This window comes from Mucilaginibacter sp. A3364 (assembly GCF_059690715.1).
This window is the reverse complement of the sequence record NZ_JCAWED010000001.1, coordinates 2,761,756-2,779,330: the sequence shown is the minus strand read 5'-3', so window position 1 is coordinate 2,779,330 and position 17,575 is coordinate 2,761,756. Positions and strand designations below refer to the sequence as shown.

General features: G+C 45.4%; 11 protein-coding genes. 2 read left to right on the top strand and 9 right to left on the bottom strand.

The features are described from left to right. The first annotated feature begins 28 nt into the window (after nucleotides 1-28). Complete coding sequence (locus AC59JT_RS12340) at nucleotides 29-970, top strand: outer membrane protein assembly factor BamB family protein (RefSeq protein WP_497399216.1); 942 nt, start codon at nucleotides 29-31, stop codon at nucleotides 968-970. A gap of 25 nt (nucleotides 971-995) precedes the next feature. Here the strand turns inward: AC59JT_RS12340 and AC59JT_RS12335 are convergent, their stop codons facing one another. From AC59JT_RS12335 to AC59JT_RS12300, 8 genes are all read right to left on the bottom strand, one after another. Next, nucleotides 996-1,823, bottom strand: coding sequence for an SGNH/GDSL hydrolase family protein (locus AC59JT_RS12335; RefSeq protein ID WP_497399214.1), 828 nt, complete (start codon nucleotides 1,821-1,823; stop codon nucleotides 996-998). An 83-nt stretch (nucleotides 1,824-1,906) separates the two neighbouring features. Further along, entirely contained in the window at nucleotides 1,907-4,357 is a 2,451-nt protein-coding gene (locus tag AC59JT_RS12330; RefSeq protein ID WP_497399212.1) for a glutaminase family protein, read from the bottom strand. 456 nt (nucleotides 4,358-4,813) lie between these two features. Continuing rightward, nucleotides 4,814-5,371 (bottom strand): REP-associated tyrosine transposase, encoded by a 558-nt coding sequence (locus AC59JT_RS12325; protein WP_497399210.1) that lies wholly within the window; start codon nucleotides 5,369-5,371, stop codon nucleotides 4,814-4,816. A 592-nt stretch (nucleotides 5,372-5,963) separates the two neighbouring features. Further along, the gene (locus AC59JT_RS12320; RefSeq protein WP_497399208.1) at nucleotides 5,964-6,284 is read right to left on the bottom strand and encodes a YbbC/YhhH family protein; all 321 of its coding nucleotides are present in this window, start codon (nucleotides 6,282-6,284) and stop codon (nucleotides 5,964-5,966) included. A 215-nt stretch (nucleotides 6,285-6,499) separates the two neighbouring features. Beyond that, complete coding sequence (locus AC59JT_RS12315) at nucleotides 6,500-8,848, bottom strand: GH92 family glycosyl hydrolase (RefSeq protein ID WP_497399206.1); 2,349 nt, start codon at nucleotides 8,846-8,848, stop codon at nucleotides 6,500-6,502. Nucleotides 8,849-8,859: 11 nt separating this feature from the next. After that, on the bottom strand, nucleotides 8,860-10,275 hold the full coding sequence (locus AC59JT_RS12310; RefSeq protein WP_497399204.1) for a sugar porter family MFS transporter: 1,416 nt from the start codon (nucleotides 10,273-10,275) through the stop codon (nucleotides 8,860-8,862). A gap of 29 nt (nucleotides 10,276-10,304) precedes the next feature. Next, on the bottom strand, nucleotides 10,305-12,659 hold the full coding sequence (locus tag AC59JT_RS12305) for a GH92 family glycosyl hydrolase (RefSeq protein WP_497399202.1): 2,355 nt from the start codon (nucleotides 12,657-12,659) through the stop codon (nucleotides 10,305-10,307). Between the two features lie 7 nt (nucleotides 12,660-12,666). Then, nucleotides 12,667-14,457: a class I mannose-6-phosphate isomerase gene (locus AC59JT_RS12300; RefSeq protein WP_497399200.1), complete on the bottom strand. Its 1,791-nt coding sequence runs from the start codon at nucleotides 14,455-14,457 to the stop codon at nucleotides 12,667-12,669. Nucleotides 14,458-14,779: 322 nt separating this feature from the next. Here AC59JT_RS12300 and AC59JT_RS12295 point away from each other — a divergent pair, with 322 nt between their 5' ends. Continuing rightward, entirely contained in the window at nucleotides 14,780-15,514 is a 735-nt protein-coding gene (locus AC59JT_RS12295) for a GntR family transcriptional regulator (RefSeq protein WP_497399198.1), read from the top strand. Nucleotides 15,515-15,610: 96 nt separating this feature from the next. Here the strand turns inward: AC59JT_RS12295 and AC59JT_RS12290 are convergent, their stop codons facing one another. Further along, nucleotides 15,611-17,167: a sulfatase family protein gene (locus tag AC59JT_RS12290; RefSeq protein WP_497399196.1), complete on the bottom strand. Its 1,557-nt coding sequence runs from the start codon at nucleotides 17,165-17,167 to the stop codon at nucleotides 15,611-15,613. Between the last annotated feature and the right edge of the window lie 408 nt (nucleotides 17,168-17,575).

The following is a 17,575-nucleotide window of genomic DNA, read 5'->3' as shown; positions in this document are numbered from 1 at the left end:
ATTAAATAGCTTTGATAAACCACCAATTATGAAGCTATTTAACGTTCTCACCTGCTGTCTGTTAACGGCAGGCATCGCGCATGCGCAAACAACTGTAAAGCACCGCCTGCTAGGGCAGGATAAGGGCCATTTGGTTATACTGGATGTCGATGGTAAAACAGAGTGGGAGGCCCCCTGCAAGTTTGGTAACCACGATATCAGTATGTTGCCTAACGGTAATATCCTTTTCGCCACAAACAATACCACCGTTACCGAAATGGCGCCTGATAAGCAGGTTGTTTGGCAATTCACCTCGCAGCCTAAAGCGGGTTATACAGGTCGCATTGAAATTCACGCAATACAACGTTTAGATAATGGCAACACCGTAATATCCGAAAATGGTAACAGCCGCATTATTGAGGTGAATAAGGAAGGTAAGATCGTTAAAGAAATACCTTATGTAATTGAACACCCTGATGTACATATGGAAACCCGCCTTGCCCGTAAGCTGGATAGTGGCCATTACCTGGCCTGCCACCAAAGCGATGGCACCGTGCGCGAGTATGATGAGAACGGCAAAGTAGTTTGGCAATATAAACTGGATCTGAATAATCAGCCGGCCACGCCGGGTCATACCGGCCATGGTACTGATGTTTTCCACGCCGTACGATTAAAAAATGGCAATACGCTCATCGCCGGAGGCAACAATAACCGCCTGATAGAAGTGAGCAAGGCTGGCAAAGTAGTATGGTCGGTAGAGCGGAATGATCTGCCCGGTATCCAATTGTTTTGGGTAAGTTCCATAGAAGTTTTACCTAACGGGAACATTGTTTTTGGCAACACGCATGGCGGGCCAACAAACCCTCAGTTGATTGAAATAACACACGATAAAGCCAAAAAAGTGGTGTGGACGTTTAATAACCGTGAAATATTTGGCGATGATATTACTGCCGTGATGATACTGGATGCCAAAGGTAAAATGATCAGGTAGTCCGGTGATCGGCCACCACAATCCGCTAATACTTCTTCATTATTTTAACCAGCATATCGGCTATAATGCCGTGCCCTTTGTCTGATGGGTGTAAGCCGTCATAAGTCATATCCATTGCTTCAGCCGGATAAGGATATTCATCGGTTTCAGGATTGAAGGGAACGCCGATGTAATCCGGGTATTTATAGTTGCGGTATTCGCCGGTGGCGGGATCTTTAAGCCGTTTGTATTTAACGGCGTTTTTTAAGTTGATTCCACTTTTGTAGTATAGGTCCACCAGTTCAAAACCTTCGGCTTTGGCAATAGTCTTTATAGCGTCGGCATAATCGCTCAGGTAGTTGCCGTTCTTTTCTTTGTATTGTCCGTAGATGATGCTGCGCTGATTGTTAAGATCGACAAAATCTGTACGTTGTAGTGGTGTGATAAGGATGATGTGAGCCTCCGGGTTCAGCTCGCGTATTTTGTTAACGATGGTGCGGTACGAGCCATAAGCGGTGTTATTGCCTGTATTGTGTTGGTAATCGTTTAGCGTACCAATAGGTAAACCCACCCACCAGTCGTTGGTCCCCAAAAAAATTGTATATAAGTCTGCCTTCACCAAACCCAGCTTGTTAACATAATCTGCAATGCCCTTAACCGTCCAGCCCGGATGACCGTGATTGGCATACGTTACATAGGGAAGCTTTTTAACCACTTTGTCCATATAACCGGTAAGTACCCGGCCCTTGGTATCGCTCACTTTATTATTATGATAGGTGATGGAATCGCCAATAGCCATCCAGGTTAGTTCCTGATGGTCGATAAATGCGGATAACAGGATGATGGCCACCAGGGCCAGGACTATCTTTTTCATAATTGGTTTTAGTGCTTATCAAACATAACAAAAAAACAAAAGCCCCGCTAATGGCGGGGCTTTCTGTTAGCGTAAGCTAAAAATTAATTCTTATCTCTCAGTACCTTCATCCAGTAGCCGCCAACAACGCTGCGGGCCTGGAAACCTACCTGTTTACCGTTGGTAGTTTCGTGCCAGTCGCTTAGTGGTACGCGGGTTGGGGTTTCTTCAACGTATTTGAAAACCGGTTTCAACAACGCGTCGAAATCTGATTTCTTGTCGCTCATGGCTGCGGTCCACATGATCCAGTCGGATTTGGTGTAGGTTTTACGGCTATCCAAAGGCAGGCCGTATTCGTTTTGATGCTTCATGTAGAAAGCCAGTTCCTTTTCATAAACTGATTGCGGGAACAAACCTAAGTGCAGTACTTTATCCCAAACCATGTTATACTTCTGGCTCCAGGTATTTTTATTGTCGAACACTAAAGCATAGTGGTCGCCGGCATCGTCCATAGCCATCCATTTTTTAGCATAGTCTTTGGCAATGGCGTCGTATTTTTCAAAAGTTTTGGTATCGCCTAATTGCTTAGCCATTAGTGCATAGGCACCTATACCCGCGATAGCTTTAACCGATAGGTTGGCATTATGCGCCAGGTGACCGGCAAAGTCATCAGTACATAACTGGTTACCCGGGTCAAGGCCTGCCTCAACCAGGTAGTTGGTCCAGGTAGTTAGGGTTTTCCAATGTTGTTTGGCGTAAGCCGGATTTTTCTGTGCTTTAACGATAGCGGCTGTCAGTACCACCATGTTACCGCACTCTTCAACAGGCATATCCTCGCCGTAGGTTTGGCCATTTGCTAAAGGATAAGTACCCAGATCATGCGCCGCGAATGGTTTGGTCCATTTACCGCTTTCGCTGTAATAAAAAATACCGTTCAACATACCCGCCATCAGGTTAGGGTTATACAATAAGTATAGTGGGGCCGATGGGTAGGTAACGTCAACCGTATTGATAGACCCGTTGCTGAAATTCTCTTTTGATAACCACAACAGATCGCCCTGCGGGCTTTTAACCAACTGGTGTGCTGAGATGCTTTGACGGTAGGAGAATACGCACAGTTTAGCATATTGCTCGCCACCCGATTTGAAAGCATCCTGGTATATCTTCGCATCAACCGCCGCGCATTTAGCCAATACCACAGCGTAATTTTTGCTGGCTTTGGCCAATTCGCCTTCGATGGTTGCGCCGGCAGTATCACGCCACCATGGGCGCAGGTTGGTACCAAAGTATTGGATTGACCAGATATCATCATAACCCACCATTACATATTTGCTGATGGTGGCTGCACCTACCGGACCTAGTGGCAATACGGTGTTCAACACCAGTTCTTTGCCATCTTTGGCAGCACCGGTGTATTTGCCGTTTACAAATGATGATACCGCATCAATAGCAGTGCTGGTGTATTGTTTAATGCCCGATGATGCCGGGGCGGCTACGTAACCGTAACCCCAGTCGATACGCAGGTTGTCGCCACGTTTCTTTAATACAGGTTGTTCGGTGGTGCCGGTTTTAGCTATCCATAGGCCGTTTTTAGCGTATACCGATGCCGTAACTTCCTGTGTCGGCGTGTTGCTGGCAATGGCGCTGCTTACACCCTGGTAAATGCTAACGTTATGTTTTTTACCATCATTAGCCTGGGCTTTGTAGGTGATGTAGGATACCGGGGTAGCAAACACGGCCATATCATTCATTAGCAATGGCGAAGTAAAGCTAACTTTCAAATTAACCGAACCCGCTTTGAAGCTATACGTAGTTTGCGTAGCACTAACTTTAACGTTGGTCTGCTCGGCAGTCTCTAAAGCGTCAACTGATTTGTCGATCACTTTCTCTACCAAACCGGCATCCAAAATACTACCGCCAGCGGTGTTTTTAATGTGGATGGCCATTACGTTCTCACCAACTTTAAGGTTACCCTTGCCGTTCAGCTCAAACATATCATAGTTGTCGTTCCAGCCGGTTTTGTTGAATACCTTCTCGCCATTGATGAATACTTCGATGTTATCATCATTGAATAGTTTAAGCGATAACTGCTCTTTAGGCAACTCTGTTAAAGTGAATTTGCGACGGGTCCACAGGTCGCCGCGGCGCCAGTTGGTACCGCCTTTGGCACGCTCGTCGCCAAACGGGGCGGCGCCGGTTTTCCATTCGGCATCGTTAAAGCCCGGTTTTTCCCAACCTTCGGCAGGGGCGGCTTGGGTGTAGGCCGCGCTGTATTTGGTTTCGTCGCTGGCCGCTAATACGGTTTTATATTGGGTAGCAGGTTTGCCCATAAAGCGATAAAACTTGTTATCAACCTTAACAATACCAATGAGGGATTGCGGGGTGCCTGTCCAGTGTTTGGTAACAGATTCGGTCAGCTTATCGGTATTGCTCCATATGCTGAAATAAGGGTTGTGGGTGATGAGCGGGTAAGCCGGCAGTCTGTCCTGCGCCTTAGCCATAATGCTACAGCCCACAAGTACAAGGGCTGCAATTGGTTTCAGAAGAGTTTTCATGGCGTAATATTAGGTAAAATCTGTGCAATACACCAAATGCGTGTGTGATTGAGATGAATTGTGTTGCTTGAGACGAATCGCCCGTCGCGTCACAGACGCTGAACACGTTAAGCGCTCGTTGTAAATGAGCGTAAGCGGGACCGTGAGGGTGCGCCACTTTTAAAGTGGCGCAAGTGGCGCACTGATTTTTGCTAATATGTTGATTGTTAGTATTTTGTGTGAAAAAGCGGCGCAATGCGGCGCACCTTGTTTTATATTCAAGTATTTGATTATTAGGGTTTTATTTAAATTATAGTTTTGGCGATGTGTAAAGTGGCGCACATTTTGGCGCAAAAAATAAGACTTGCGCTCGTTTGAAACGAGCGCTTAATATGGGAAATGCGATTGCATCGCCCGTCGCTGTCCGAAGTTTGTAACTTCGGACGACTATGCCCGTAGTCTTTAGACTACCGGCACTTAAAAGAACAAACAATCCACATCAATAATCTGATCAATGTCAGCATAGTTTGATGCGCTCGAATAAACATAATCTTCGGCCTTGTAAACCCAGCCTGCCTTTACCGGATTATCATGAATGTAGTCAATCTTTTGCTGCGTAAAAGCAGACGAACTTAATTCAACAAAATGATTATCGTGTTCCCATAATTGATAGGTATCATTTCGGCTATGTCGCGACGCATAATATTTAAACTGATGTAACATCCACTCGCGTCGGCTTTCATAATTATTGCTTTCAATATCAGCCAGTATTTGTTTCGATGTAAACTTTTTGCAATCGCGAACAAAGTCGCTGATACTTTTGCCCTCATCTACAGAAACAATCAAATGAACATGGTTAGTCATTATCACATAAGCGTGTAAATGCAAGCCCTTATGTTGCTGGCAATATTTAAGCGATTCGATAAACATATCACGATAAGCTAGCCTGGAAAATACATCTATCCAACCAACAATGGTAAAGGTCATGTAGTAAATCGCTTGTTGATCGTGTATAATGTAGCCTTTGCGTGCCATTTGGTTTGGGTTTTTTCAAATGTATGGATCGTGCACAGTAGTTGCAAACTACTGGCATAGTCGTCCGAAGTTACAAACTTCGGACAGCGGTATATTTCAACAAAATAAGGCGGTTAATACATGACTCCTACGGAGTCTATAAAAAAATCCATGTTGGTGCTATAAACACGTGGCTCCTAACGAAGCCTCAGTTTAGCTAATTTAAGCCAATAACAGCCCTATCGGGGCTACGTGTTTATAGGAAATAAAATATCACCATAAAGCGGCTCCGTAGGTGCCGCGTAATTTTGAATAGGTAGGTTAAAGCTACAAGCTTAACACATTTTAGGACGAAGCTAGAAGCTTCGACTAGTGGGGGAGCGACTAGAAAAAGCTCTTCGCAAATCGAATAATAAAATAGACACCTAAAATGATTAAAGATAGTATTAATAAACTGACTATTATGAACGAACTTATCGGGAATGGTTGAGCCGGCGATAAGGTCAGGAAACTGAAAATCCAAAATACGGATAAGAAATACAGGACAATTGTTATTAATCCGATGAATAATAAATATACGATTCTTGACATCATTGTTAAAATTTGTGTTCGTTTACTTACCGTGGATCACCCGCAATATTTTACCATCGCTTTTTTGTAGCTCCATATATAACACGCCGCCTAAAGCTTCTACATGTGTTCCTTCTACTACCCAAACAGAATCGTTTTTTAACGTAGCCTTAAATGGTTTTTCATTTTCACAGGCACCCTCTCCGTAAATATTATCAGCCACTGCTAGTGTAATTTTGATTGCAGTTTTTTCATTAGGTACGTATCCATTCTGAAGTTTCCACTCCGTGTTAGTGTGTGGGTTATTAGGCTTACAGCATACCAAGCTAATTGCTATAAGAATCAAGTAAAGGAAACGGTTCATGAACTTAATAAGGCTATGTTGCTATCAAATATATTCATTTATAAGCTACAAATTACCATGTCATCTCGAACGATAGTGAGAGATCTATACACAGATATGAAACCCGTTACTTAGCGTGTGTATAGATTTCTCCCGTTGGTCGAAATGACATATCGGGAGGAAACAAAAAAAGCCCCGCTCACGCGAGGCTCTCCATAAACATAAAAAAGACGATCTTAGTATTTATCGGTAGGCGCGGCGCTCATCTGCAAATTAAGCTTGCCGCCTTTTACAATATCGGTAAAAGGGATAAACGGTGTGTGCAGCGCTTTGCCGTTAAGGCTTAAGCTTTTTACGTACATGTTGGCATCGCTCTCGTTAGCAGCGTTAATAACAAAGTTGCCGCCGTGGTAATATTTCTTGCTCAGCTTGATAGTCACCTTTTTAAACAGCGGACTACCAATGCCCATGCTCGGCTTAGCATCGGTCAAGCCCTTCACGTCAAACAAACCAATGCTTGATATTACGTACCAGGCGCCCAGTTGTCCCTGGTCTTCATCCTGACCGTAGCCGTAGCCGTGGATACCCTCGGTGCCATAAAACTCGTTGCAAATGGTGCGTACCCATTTTTGCGTAAGCGATGGTTTGCCCGAGTGGTTAAACATCCAGGAAATATGCAGGTTGGGTTGGTTACCGTGGTTGTAATCAGCTTCCAGACCGGCAAAAGCATCTATTTTTTTACCACCGCCGAAAGAGTTTTTCTGCGCGCCGGTGAAGATGTTGTTCAGGCGGGTGTTAAAGTTATCCTTACCCATGCGGGCCACCAATGCCTCCGGGTATTGCGGCACGTAGAAGGTGTATTGCAAAGCATTACCTTCCTGAAAACCGCGCCAGCTTTCGCTTGGTTTAAAATTGTCGATAAATTTGCCGTCGATAGTTTTTGGGTGGATAAGCTTCAGGTTATCGTCAAACAGATACTCCCAGCCCTTTGATAGCTTGATGAGCTTATTGTAATCATCGGTTTTACCCAATAATTTGGCCCATTGCGCCACCGCGTAGCTGCTGAACGAATACTCTAAAGTATGCGAAGCCGAATACTGCCAGCGCTCGCCGCCGCCTTCGCCTTTATCCTGGTGGGGCACAAAGCCGTTGGCTACAAAACGCTCTACATCAAGCTTGCCAGCACCTGCCGGGCGGTCCTTACCGTCCAACTCATTTTTTAGCGCTGCGGCATAGCCTGTTTTAATATCAAAATCGCGGATCCCGGTAGTGTAAGCGCTCGCTATGGCCAGACTTACAAAGTTAGTGCCCACGCCCGATACGTAGGCGCTGTTGGCAATACCATCGCCCAGCCAGCCCGCGTCTTTATAAACCAATAGCTGGCTCTTTACCCAATCCGAATAATACTCGGGGTAGGCCAGGGCCCAAAGCTGGGTAAGGTTCCAGAAACCGCCCCAAATAGCATCGGTGTTATAATGATTATGGATAGGGTGTTTCGCTTTATCTAAAGCGATCTGACCAATGGTGCCGTCGTTTTTTGGATAAGCACCGTTAACATCACTAGCCAAACCACGGCCTAAAATAGCGTGGTACAAACCGGTGTAAAACTTCACCATATCTTCCTGCTTGCCACCTTGCACGGTAATACGACCCAGGTACTCGTTCCAAATGTTATGTGCCTTGGTTTTGGCCTGGTCGAAGGTCATTGCAGGGGCCTCGGTTTGCAGGTTTAAACGGGCATTGGCTACCGAGGTGTACGAGAAGCCGGCTTTAATGGTGATGCTCTCTTTTTCGGCAGTTGTAAAGGTTAGATAGATGCCCGAACCTTTGCCGGTAACGTCTTTTTCGCCTGCTTTAACGTCAGTTCCTTTGAAAGTGCCAAACGCCGTAGGCTTTTTATTTACCACGGCCGAAAAATACATGGCAACCTGCGCGCCCGGCTGATATTTTAATACGTAAACCGGTTTGGTAATCACGTAGCCCTCAATGCGGCCATCGGCGGTTAGGTGTGCTTCGGCTTCTTTTACCTCGCCGCTTTCGCCTTGTTTATTGCCGATGTCGAACAGGATGTGCGATTCGGTTGATTTTGGGAAAGTATAGCGGTGGAAAGCCACGCGTGGGGTAGAGGTGAGTTCAGCTTTAATGCCGTACTCTTTTAGTAAAACGGAATAATAGCCCGCGGTCGCGTGTTCGTCCTTACGGTCAAACTCAGAACGATACCCCTCATCCGAATGCTCTAAACGACCCGGAACGGTTTGCAGCTTGCCGGTAATAGGGGCAAATACAATACCACCTACCTGGAACTCGTGTAGGTTAGCAAAGCCTTCTATCGAAGTATGACGATGGTCATAACCAACCGCGTCCCACCCATGGGCATTACCGTAGCTGCCATTGGTTGATGGTGCAGGTTTTGCCATACCGAACGGTGAAGCGCCCGGCGTATAAAAGAACCAGCGCGAATGCGCGGTGCCGATGCCGGGGTCTACAAATTTAGTCAGATCGGGCGCTGTTGTTTGCGCGGCGGCGGTTAGCGTAGCGACAGAAAATAAAGCCCCTAAAAAGGGGCGTTTGAATGTTTTTAGCATAGCTGATGTTTTTAGTGTAGCGTTAATGGCGAATCGCCGGCCTCTTGCTTTGAAGCGTCCATGCCTTTTGATTTCCAGTAATTCTCAATATGCTCTAATGATTGTCCTTTGGTTTCGGGCAACAGTTTGTAAACAGTGATGAATGCGATCACGCAGAAGAACGCGAACAGGAAGAAAGTACCTGCCGTGCCAATGCCATGAACATTATCCAGCAACATCGGCGTAAGCTGACCAACAATAGTATCGGCCACCCACATGGTCATGATACTGATGGCTAGTGCGCGACCACGAATCGCATTCGGGAAGATCTCGGAAGCTACCACAAATTTCAACGGACCGATAGAGAAAGCGAAGAAGGCTAAAAAGCCCAACACACAAACCAGCAGCCAAATGCTTTGTGTAGCACCAAAATGGAAGCATAAACCGGTTGCTATCAAGGTAACGGTAGCGCCGGCAGTTCCCCATAAATATAACGGGCGACGGCCCCAGCTGTCAACCTTCCATATGGCCACCAGGGTAAACAACATATTGGCTGCGCCGAAGATGATTTGGCTTATTAAGGAGTTACTTAACGAGATACCGGCATTGCTCAAAATACTCGGACCGTAATAAATAATAGCGTTAATGCCGCTAAACTGTGAGAACAGCGGTAACAAAATACCAATCAGCAAAGCTTTACGCATGCCGGGGGCGAAGAGTTCTTTGTACGAACCCTGGCTTTGCGGTGCGTCGTCGATGGTTTTTTCTTCGGATGTTTGATGGCCCTCAATGCGTGAAAGAATATCTGCACCTTCCTGGCGGCGGCCTTTTTGGATGAGCCATCTCGGGCTTTCGGGCACAATAAACAATCCCGCCAGGAACAGCACCGCAGGTACCGCGCCTAAGCCCAGCATAGCGCGCCATATTTCGGCTTTGAACAGACTGCCTTCGGCTGCGCCGGTAGCATAATTTACCAGCCAGGCGTTGGTTAAATAAGCCACCAAAATGCCAAACGTTAAGGCAAACTGGTAATAAGTAACCAAGCGACCACGAATATTAGCCGGCGCGATCTCGGAAATATACAAAGGCACCACGTTACTGGCGATACCAATGCCGATACCACCCAACAGGCGCGATACGATAACCAGCTCTAAAGAAGGCACCAAAGCACAACCCAAGGCCGATACCAGGAATAATATGGCGGATATTAGTAAAGGCTTTTTACGGCCTAAGCGGTCGCTCAGTTCACCTGAAAAGGCTACGCCGATGATACAACCCACCAGGGCTACCGATACAAACCAGCCTTCCTGCGCGGCGCTTAGCGCGAACTGCGTTTTTACAAACGGCAACACGCCCGATATTACAGCCATATCAAAACCAAACAGGAACCCGCCAAGCGAGGCCACCATGGTTATGGTTGTTAGGCTGATCTTTTTTTCATTCGTCATAATCTAAATTCTTAATAATTGGTTTAAAATTATTTGGTTGGTGCCGACATTGACGGCGGCGCGTCTGCAGGCTTGCTGCCCCAGTTCATGTTCGGTTTTGGTCCCATCACCAATACCAAATTACCGCCGTTAACTACATCCTGGTGATAGATCCACGGCTTGGTTAACGGTTTGCCATTAAACGTAGCCGACTGAATATACCTGTTCACATCCGAAGTGTTTTTAGCTTCGATAGTGAAGGTTTTGCCTTTGTAGTATTTGTTATCTAACGTGATGGTCGTTTTTGGGAAAATAGGGCTACCGATCTCATAGAACGGTTTGGTAGAAGCGCCGCCATCTGTCTCAAATAAACCCATTGCTGACATCACATACCAGGCACCCATCTGGCCCTCGTCCTCATCGCCTAACCAGCCGTGGTATGGGGTAGCGCCATAGTATTTGTTCATGATCTCGCGGGTCCATTTCTGGGTTAACCAGGGCTTGCCCGAGTAGTTGAACAACCATGCGGCCTGCATGTTGGGCTGGTTACCGTGGTTAATAGGCACTAAGTCGTACATATCGCCATCGGCATTAAAATCAAACTGCGATGATTTAACGAAACCTTCATCCAGGCGTTTGTTAAACTCGTCTTTACCCATCAGGTTTAATATGCCCTGCACATCATGCGGGTTAAAGAAGCTGTATTGCCAGGCGTTACCTTCTAAATAACCGGCACCATCAAAGGCGGTGCAGCAAAGCGGGTTCCAATCCTTCACCCAGCTGCCATCGCGGTTTTTCATGCGAATGTATTTGGTTTGCGGGTCCCACACGTTTTTGTAGGCACCGGCACGTTTCATCATCATATCGTACTCTTTGGTTTTGCCTAATGCTTTGGCAAATTGTGCCACGCACCAATCATCATAAGCATACTCTAAGGTGTTTGATACCTGGCCCTCTTCGTTAGGCACATAACCCAATTCCAGGTATGATTTGTAATATTTATTGCCTGCAAAACCACCTTCAGGCGTTTTAACACCCGGTGTAGTTTGCTGGTGCATCATAGCCTCAAAAGCCAGATTCGCATCAAAATCGCGGATGCCTTTTTGGTAGGTGCTGGCAATGAGCGATATCTCATGCGAGCCTTCCATAATACCCGAATATTCCATCCCGGCAGGGCCTTTTGGCAACCAGCCGCCGGTTTTGTACATTTCAAGGAATGAATTTGTCCAGTCGCGGGCCACGGTAGGAGTAACCAGGGTCCATAGCTGGTTCAGGTTCCAGAAGGTGTTCCAAAAAGCGTCTGATCCTAAAATAGGGGACTTGGTGTCGTTCTGGCGGATCTTCTCGTTCGGGTCAACCCATTTGCCATTAACATCGCTCCAGGTAGTACGCGCTACGTACGAGCGGTACATATTAGTGTAGAATTTCTTTTTGTTGATCTCGTTAGTACCATCAACTTTTATCTTGCCCAGCAAAGCGTTCCACTGGTTGCGGGCATCGGTGCGTACGGCGTTAAAGTTCCATTTAAAGGGATCCATCTCGGTGATGAGGTTCAGCCTTGCCTGCTCAATGCTTACTAATGATATAGCGGTTTGCATCTGGATCACGTCGCCGGCCTTTACATCATAGTCAACATAGGCGCCCATGCGGTTTTTGCTTTCTTTGTAAGGTTTGCCGCTGATCTCTTTCACATCTTTGATCACTTTGCTATCCTTCCAGCCACCAAACGCGCGGAAGGGTTTATCAAAGCGCGCCACAAAGTGCACGGTATATTCTTGCCAGCCCCATTGTTGTTTAGAGTAGCCCTCAATTTCGGTATCGCTTACTTTGGTTATGGTTGCCTCGTGTATAACGGCGGTGTTTTCAAACGGCACGTCCAGGTTCAGCAAAACATGTGCTTCTCGCTTTTTAGGGAAGGTAAACCTAAAGAAACCCGAACGCGTGGTGCTGGTAATCTCGGTAGTGATATCGCCGTTCATTAATTTAACGGCATAGTAACCCGGGCTGGCTTTCTCGGTCTCTTTATAGACGCGCGAGCGGTAGCCGGTTGTCCAGCCGGTGGTTGGGTTATCGGCACTGCCTCTAACCACGTTTAAAACACCCACAGTAGGCATTACGGATAGCCCGGCCATGGTCCAGGCATGGATATGGCTAAAGCCACCAACGTTGTTTAACGAGTATTCATAGCCCGATTTCCATACGTTTTCCTGGTTGTCCGGCGAGATCTGCACCATACCGAACGGACGGGTAGCTGCAGGCGTCAACATCCAGCGTGACTCGGACGTACCCAATAGCGGGTCGGCGTAATCAACGGGTTGTTTTTTGGTTTGCTGTGCTGATGCACCCATCAGCGTAGCGCAGATGAGGCCCGGCACGAGCAATGATTTTTTTAATAAAGAGATCATAATAGGTCTATGCTTTTAGGAATGCTTTAACAACTTTGGCATGTGTTGAGCCGTTGTTGTAAATTTTATACGAGTTTGCCGCGGCAGGTATCACAAATGTTTCAGCGTAGCTGAAGTTGGTTTTCTCGCCGTCGGCCGTTTCTACCGTGATTGTTGAGCCTTCAACAAGCATAAGCACATGGACTGAGCCGTTAGTTTGCACTTCAACTGTGCTGTCAAATTCAATACGTTCTACATCGTAGAAATGATCCGCGTGGGTAGGGCAGTGCACTATCTGGTAATCCGCACCGGTTTCAATCACGCTTTGTTTTGATATCAGTTCCTCGGTTACCTTATCGCCTTTGCGGTCGAATTTCAGGTTATTGAAAGCATGTTCAATGTTGATGGCGCGTGGCTCGCCGTCAAGGCCGAGGCGCACCCAATCGTACATTTTAAAGGTGAAAATGTATGGCGTAGCGCTGATCTCTAACACCAAATTACCTGCACCGGCACTGTGCACTGTTCCATTAGGGATCAGGAATAGGTCGTGTTTTTTTGCGGTGAATGACTGCACGTATTTGGTGATCTCAATCTCTTCGCTGTTCTCCTGGCTGTTTTCCAGCTCTTTTCTAAATTCTTCGGGGTTGATATCGTCCTGGAAACCTAAGTATACTGTCGCGTCTTTCTCGCAATCTAAAATGTAATAGGTTTCGTCCTGGGTAATGGTTTCGCCAAAGTTTTCCTGTATGTATTTTAGCGATGGATGGCACTGGATAGACAGGTTGCCACCTTGCCAGGTATCTAAAAAGTCGAAACGGATAGGGAATTCATAACCAAAACGATCGGCATGTTTGCCCAACACGTTTTGGTTCTGGCTGAACATCAGGAAATCAAAAGATACTTCCAGCAGGTTTTTATCGCTCTCGAAAACCAAACCATTTTCCGGCACGATCAGCTCAAACGACCAGGCCAGGTTGATCTCGTCTTTGTTCAGGCCTTCAATACGTTCCTTCATCCATTGGCCGCCCCAGGCACCGGCTTCAAACCATGGGCGCACACGGAAAGCACCTTTACCTAAATGCTGTAAACCGGCACGCAGGTCGGCACCGTACATCCAGTTGATGTTGTCTTTCCATTGGGTATCGGCAATAACTTCAATTTTATCCAGTACCTGTTGTTTGTATTCGTTTAAAACTACCCAATCAACAAAGTAGTAGCGTTTGTACATTTCGGCATTGGCGTCGGTAGTATCGTTACCCAGGTTGGTAATGCTATTAGCGCGCATACGTAATTGTAATTCGTTTTTTGGCAGATCAAAATAAGCTAAATGAGCGTCCGGCGCGTTCAGGCTCGAGCCTACGCCGTAGGCGATGGTAACACCTTCGGCGGCAGTATACGGAGCTTCAAAATTGAAAAAATCCGCCAGTTTAAGTTGCGCTTTGGTACCCCAAACGGTGTTTGGCTGGCCAATGTAGGGGTTAACCATTTCCTGTACTTCGGCAACGGGCTTAAGGCTGTCGGCGGCGTTTAACCAGGTAACTTTGGTGCCGGTTTTCACAAACTCGTCTTCCAGACCCTGCCTAACATCATCCCAAAATACACCTACATAACCATCAAGCGCTACAAATTTCTGGTCGGTTATCCACGCCGCAAACGACGCGTAACCATTAAAAATTTTGTTGGCAGCTAATGCGTGTTGAGGGTATATATCATAGCCGTTGGGGGCGGTATTCCTTGCCTGTGCAGGCATTAAAGGTTGCAAACCCGTTCTCCAATCCGTCATGGTATTATTTTTCAAAACATTTAAGCTTAAGTCCATATAAAAAGTATAAATTACAATAAAAGGGTAACACAATCATATATTTATGTTAATGTTAAATGTTAAGCCATATGTATGTATGCCACAAATGCGCTGCCGGAAGCAAAAAACGGTACAATGGTAGGCTTTGAATATATAACTGGTATTATTAACAGAAAGATATGATCTACGTGTTTGATATGTACAAACATATAAACATGTTACTAATTAACAAAATATTTTTGTAATTTTAAATCGTAAAAATTACCGCAGCCTATCTTATGTATTTAAGGTAGGTTGTATTTTATAATAAATAATGCTAAACCGATATAATATTTCATAAATGAAGTTTTCAATTAATCATAAAAGCCCCATCCCCCTGCACCTGCAGGCTGAGGAGCTTTTACGTAAAATAATAGCCGACCCGCAATACAGTGACGGCAAGTTTTTGCCCAACGAAGTTGACCTGGCCAAACAGTTGGCCATATCACGCACTACGTTGCGCCAGGCGCTTAACAAGCTGGTTTACGAGGGTTTACTAATTCGTAAAAAAGGGATAGGTACTAAAGTTGCCGGTGCTTCGGTGAGTTCAAAATCAAATAACTGGTTAAGTTTTTCGCAGGAGATGACTGCCCGTGGCATCCCCATTAAAAACTTCGAATTGCACATTAGTTGGGTAACCCCCGATGAGCAGATAGCTAATTTTTTTGAAATAGGCACCGATAAAAAAGTATTAAAGCTGGAACGTTTGCGTGGCCGTGTTGAAGGCGCTTTTGTGTACTTTGTATCCTACTTTCACCCACGTGTTGGCCTAACCGGCGACGAGGATTTTAAACGTCCATTGTACGAGATACTGGAAAAAGACCATAACACCATTGCCAACCTCTCCAAGGAAGAAATAAGCGCCAAGGCTGCCGATAAATTCATAGCCGGCAAACTGGAGATAGAACTGCACAGCCCCATACTGTTCCGTAAACGTTTTGTGTACGACCAGGGCGACAGGCCGATTGAGTTTAACCTGGGTTATTACCGCGCCGACAGCTTTATTTATACGATAGAAAGCAGAAGAGACGCTTAGAAAAGCGAAACCATAAGAAACGCAGAAGGGGGTAGCTGAGAACTACCCCCTTTTTCTGCAACCAATTTTTGTAAATAACCAATTTACTTTACAAATTTATTTGAGGAAGGATCTTTCCGGGTCGTTGTACTTTTCCTGCAGTGCCGTGAGGCGTTTTTTCAGGTCGGCAACAACGGCCTTATATTCGGGTTTGTTATAAACGTTTTTCATTTCAGTCGGATCGTTTTTCAGATCGTACAGTTCCCAGCCATCAACCGGATTGTAAAAGTGCATAAGCGCGTATTGCCTGGTGCGGATGCCGTAATGGGCTGTGGCGTTAAAGGATAATTCGTAATAGTGATAGTAGATTTCATCGCGCCATTTTTTTACCAAAGGTTTCTTTTCCAATAGCGGTTTAAGCGATTCGCCCTGCATATCAGCCGGTACTTTTATGTTAGATAGATCGAGCAGGGTGGGGGCTATATCCAGGTTCAGAATAAACTGGTCTAATTTATTGCCCGGTTTTACCGCTTTAGGGTAACGTATCATCATCGGCGTACGGAAGGATTCTTCGTACATAAAGCGCTTATCATACAAACCATGTTCGCCTAAGTAAAAACCCTGGTCGCTCATATAAACAACTATCGTGTTTTTAGCTAAGCCGGTATCGTCCAGATATTTTAATACACGGCCCACGTTATCATCAACACTCATAATACAACGCAGGTAGTCTTCCATCATGCGCTGGTATTGAAAGCGGGCTATCTCATCCTTAGTTTTTAAGGTTTTGTAGATGTCGTATTGTTTTTGATAGGTTTTGTCCCATATGGCGCGCTCGGCGGGCGTAAGGCCGGCCAGTTCGCGTTGGTACTCGGCCGGTGCCCAGGCGTTTATTTTGTTTACCGGGCAGGTATCACAGGCAATTTTGCTATCGTATCGTATATCAAGGTCGTTTTTAATGGTGAGGCTTTGGCGTTGTAAACCCACGCGGTCTTTATAGTCATCATAAAACGTTGATGGCAGTGGGAACTTCACACCATTAAACTTATCCAAATATTTTATAGGCGGCATGGCGCTACGGTGCGGTGCCTTATGATGCAGCATTAAAAAGAAAGGCTTACCTTTTTGTTTGTCTATCCAATTTATGGATAGATCGGTTATAATATCTGTAACATACCCGCTGTAGCTGGTATCCTTACCCATTTTGATAAATTTGGGGTGATAGTAATTGCCTTGGTCGGGGAGTATATCCCAATAATCAAACCCCGTTGGCTGGCTAAACAAGTGCCATTTACCTATGATAGCGGTGCTGTAACCGTTGCGCTTAAATATTTTAGGCAAGGTTTCCTGGACGCCATTAAAATAGGTGCCATTATCCTTCATTCCGTTGATATGCGAATACTTGCCGGTTAATATAACCGCCCTGCTGGGGCTGCACACCGAGTTGGTAACATAGGCCGAACGCATTAAAGCGCCCTCGCGGGCTATACGATCAATATTTGGGGTGTTGATCAGTTTTGAGCCATAAGCGCTTATAGCCTGGTAAGCATGGTCATCAGCCATAATAAATATGATATTAGGCTTGCCTGTGATAGCTGTTTGCTTTTGCTGCGCAGATGCAGTAAAAACGGCTGCTATAAAGGCGATGGATGCTAGAAAAGGCTTTAATTGCATAGGTGTTTTATTGGTTTTGCAAGTATATGGATTTTATTATGTATATACATTATAACATTAAAATTATTTTTTTGTTAAGCCTGATTTTCGCTGTCGTTAAATAGTGTATTTAATACACTGTTATACAGTATTTTAAATAAACGAGCCTACCCTATAGCCAATGTTATGTTTTTGACGGGATATTTTTTTAGCGACCTGCTTTATATAACATTGCATCAAACTATTACGATTTCGAAAAATATTTTGAAAAAGATTTGGATTTTTAAAATTATTCATATGTTTGTACATTATAACATATATAAACCTACGAACATTTGTATATGCTTAAGCGCCCACCAATGTGCTTAAATAGTAGTAACAAATGTTCAAACATTATAAAACATCGATACTATATATACTGTAAGGCGT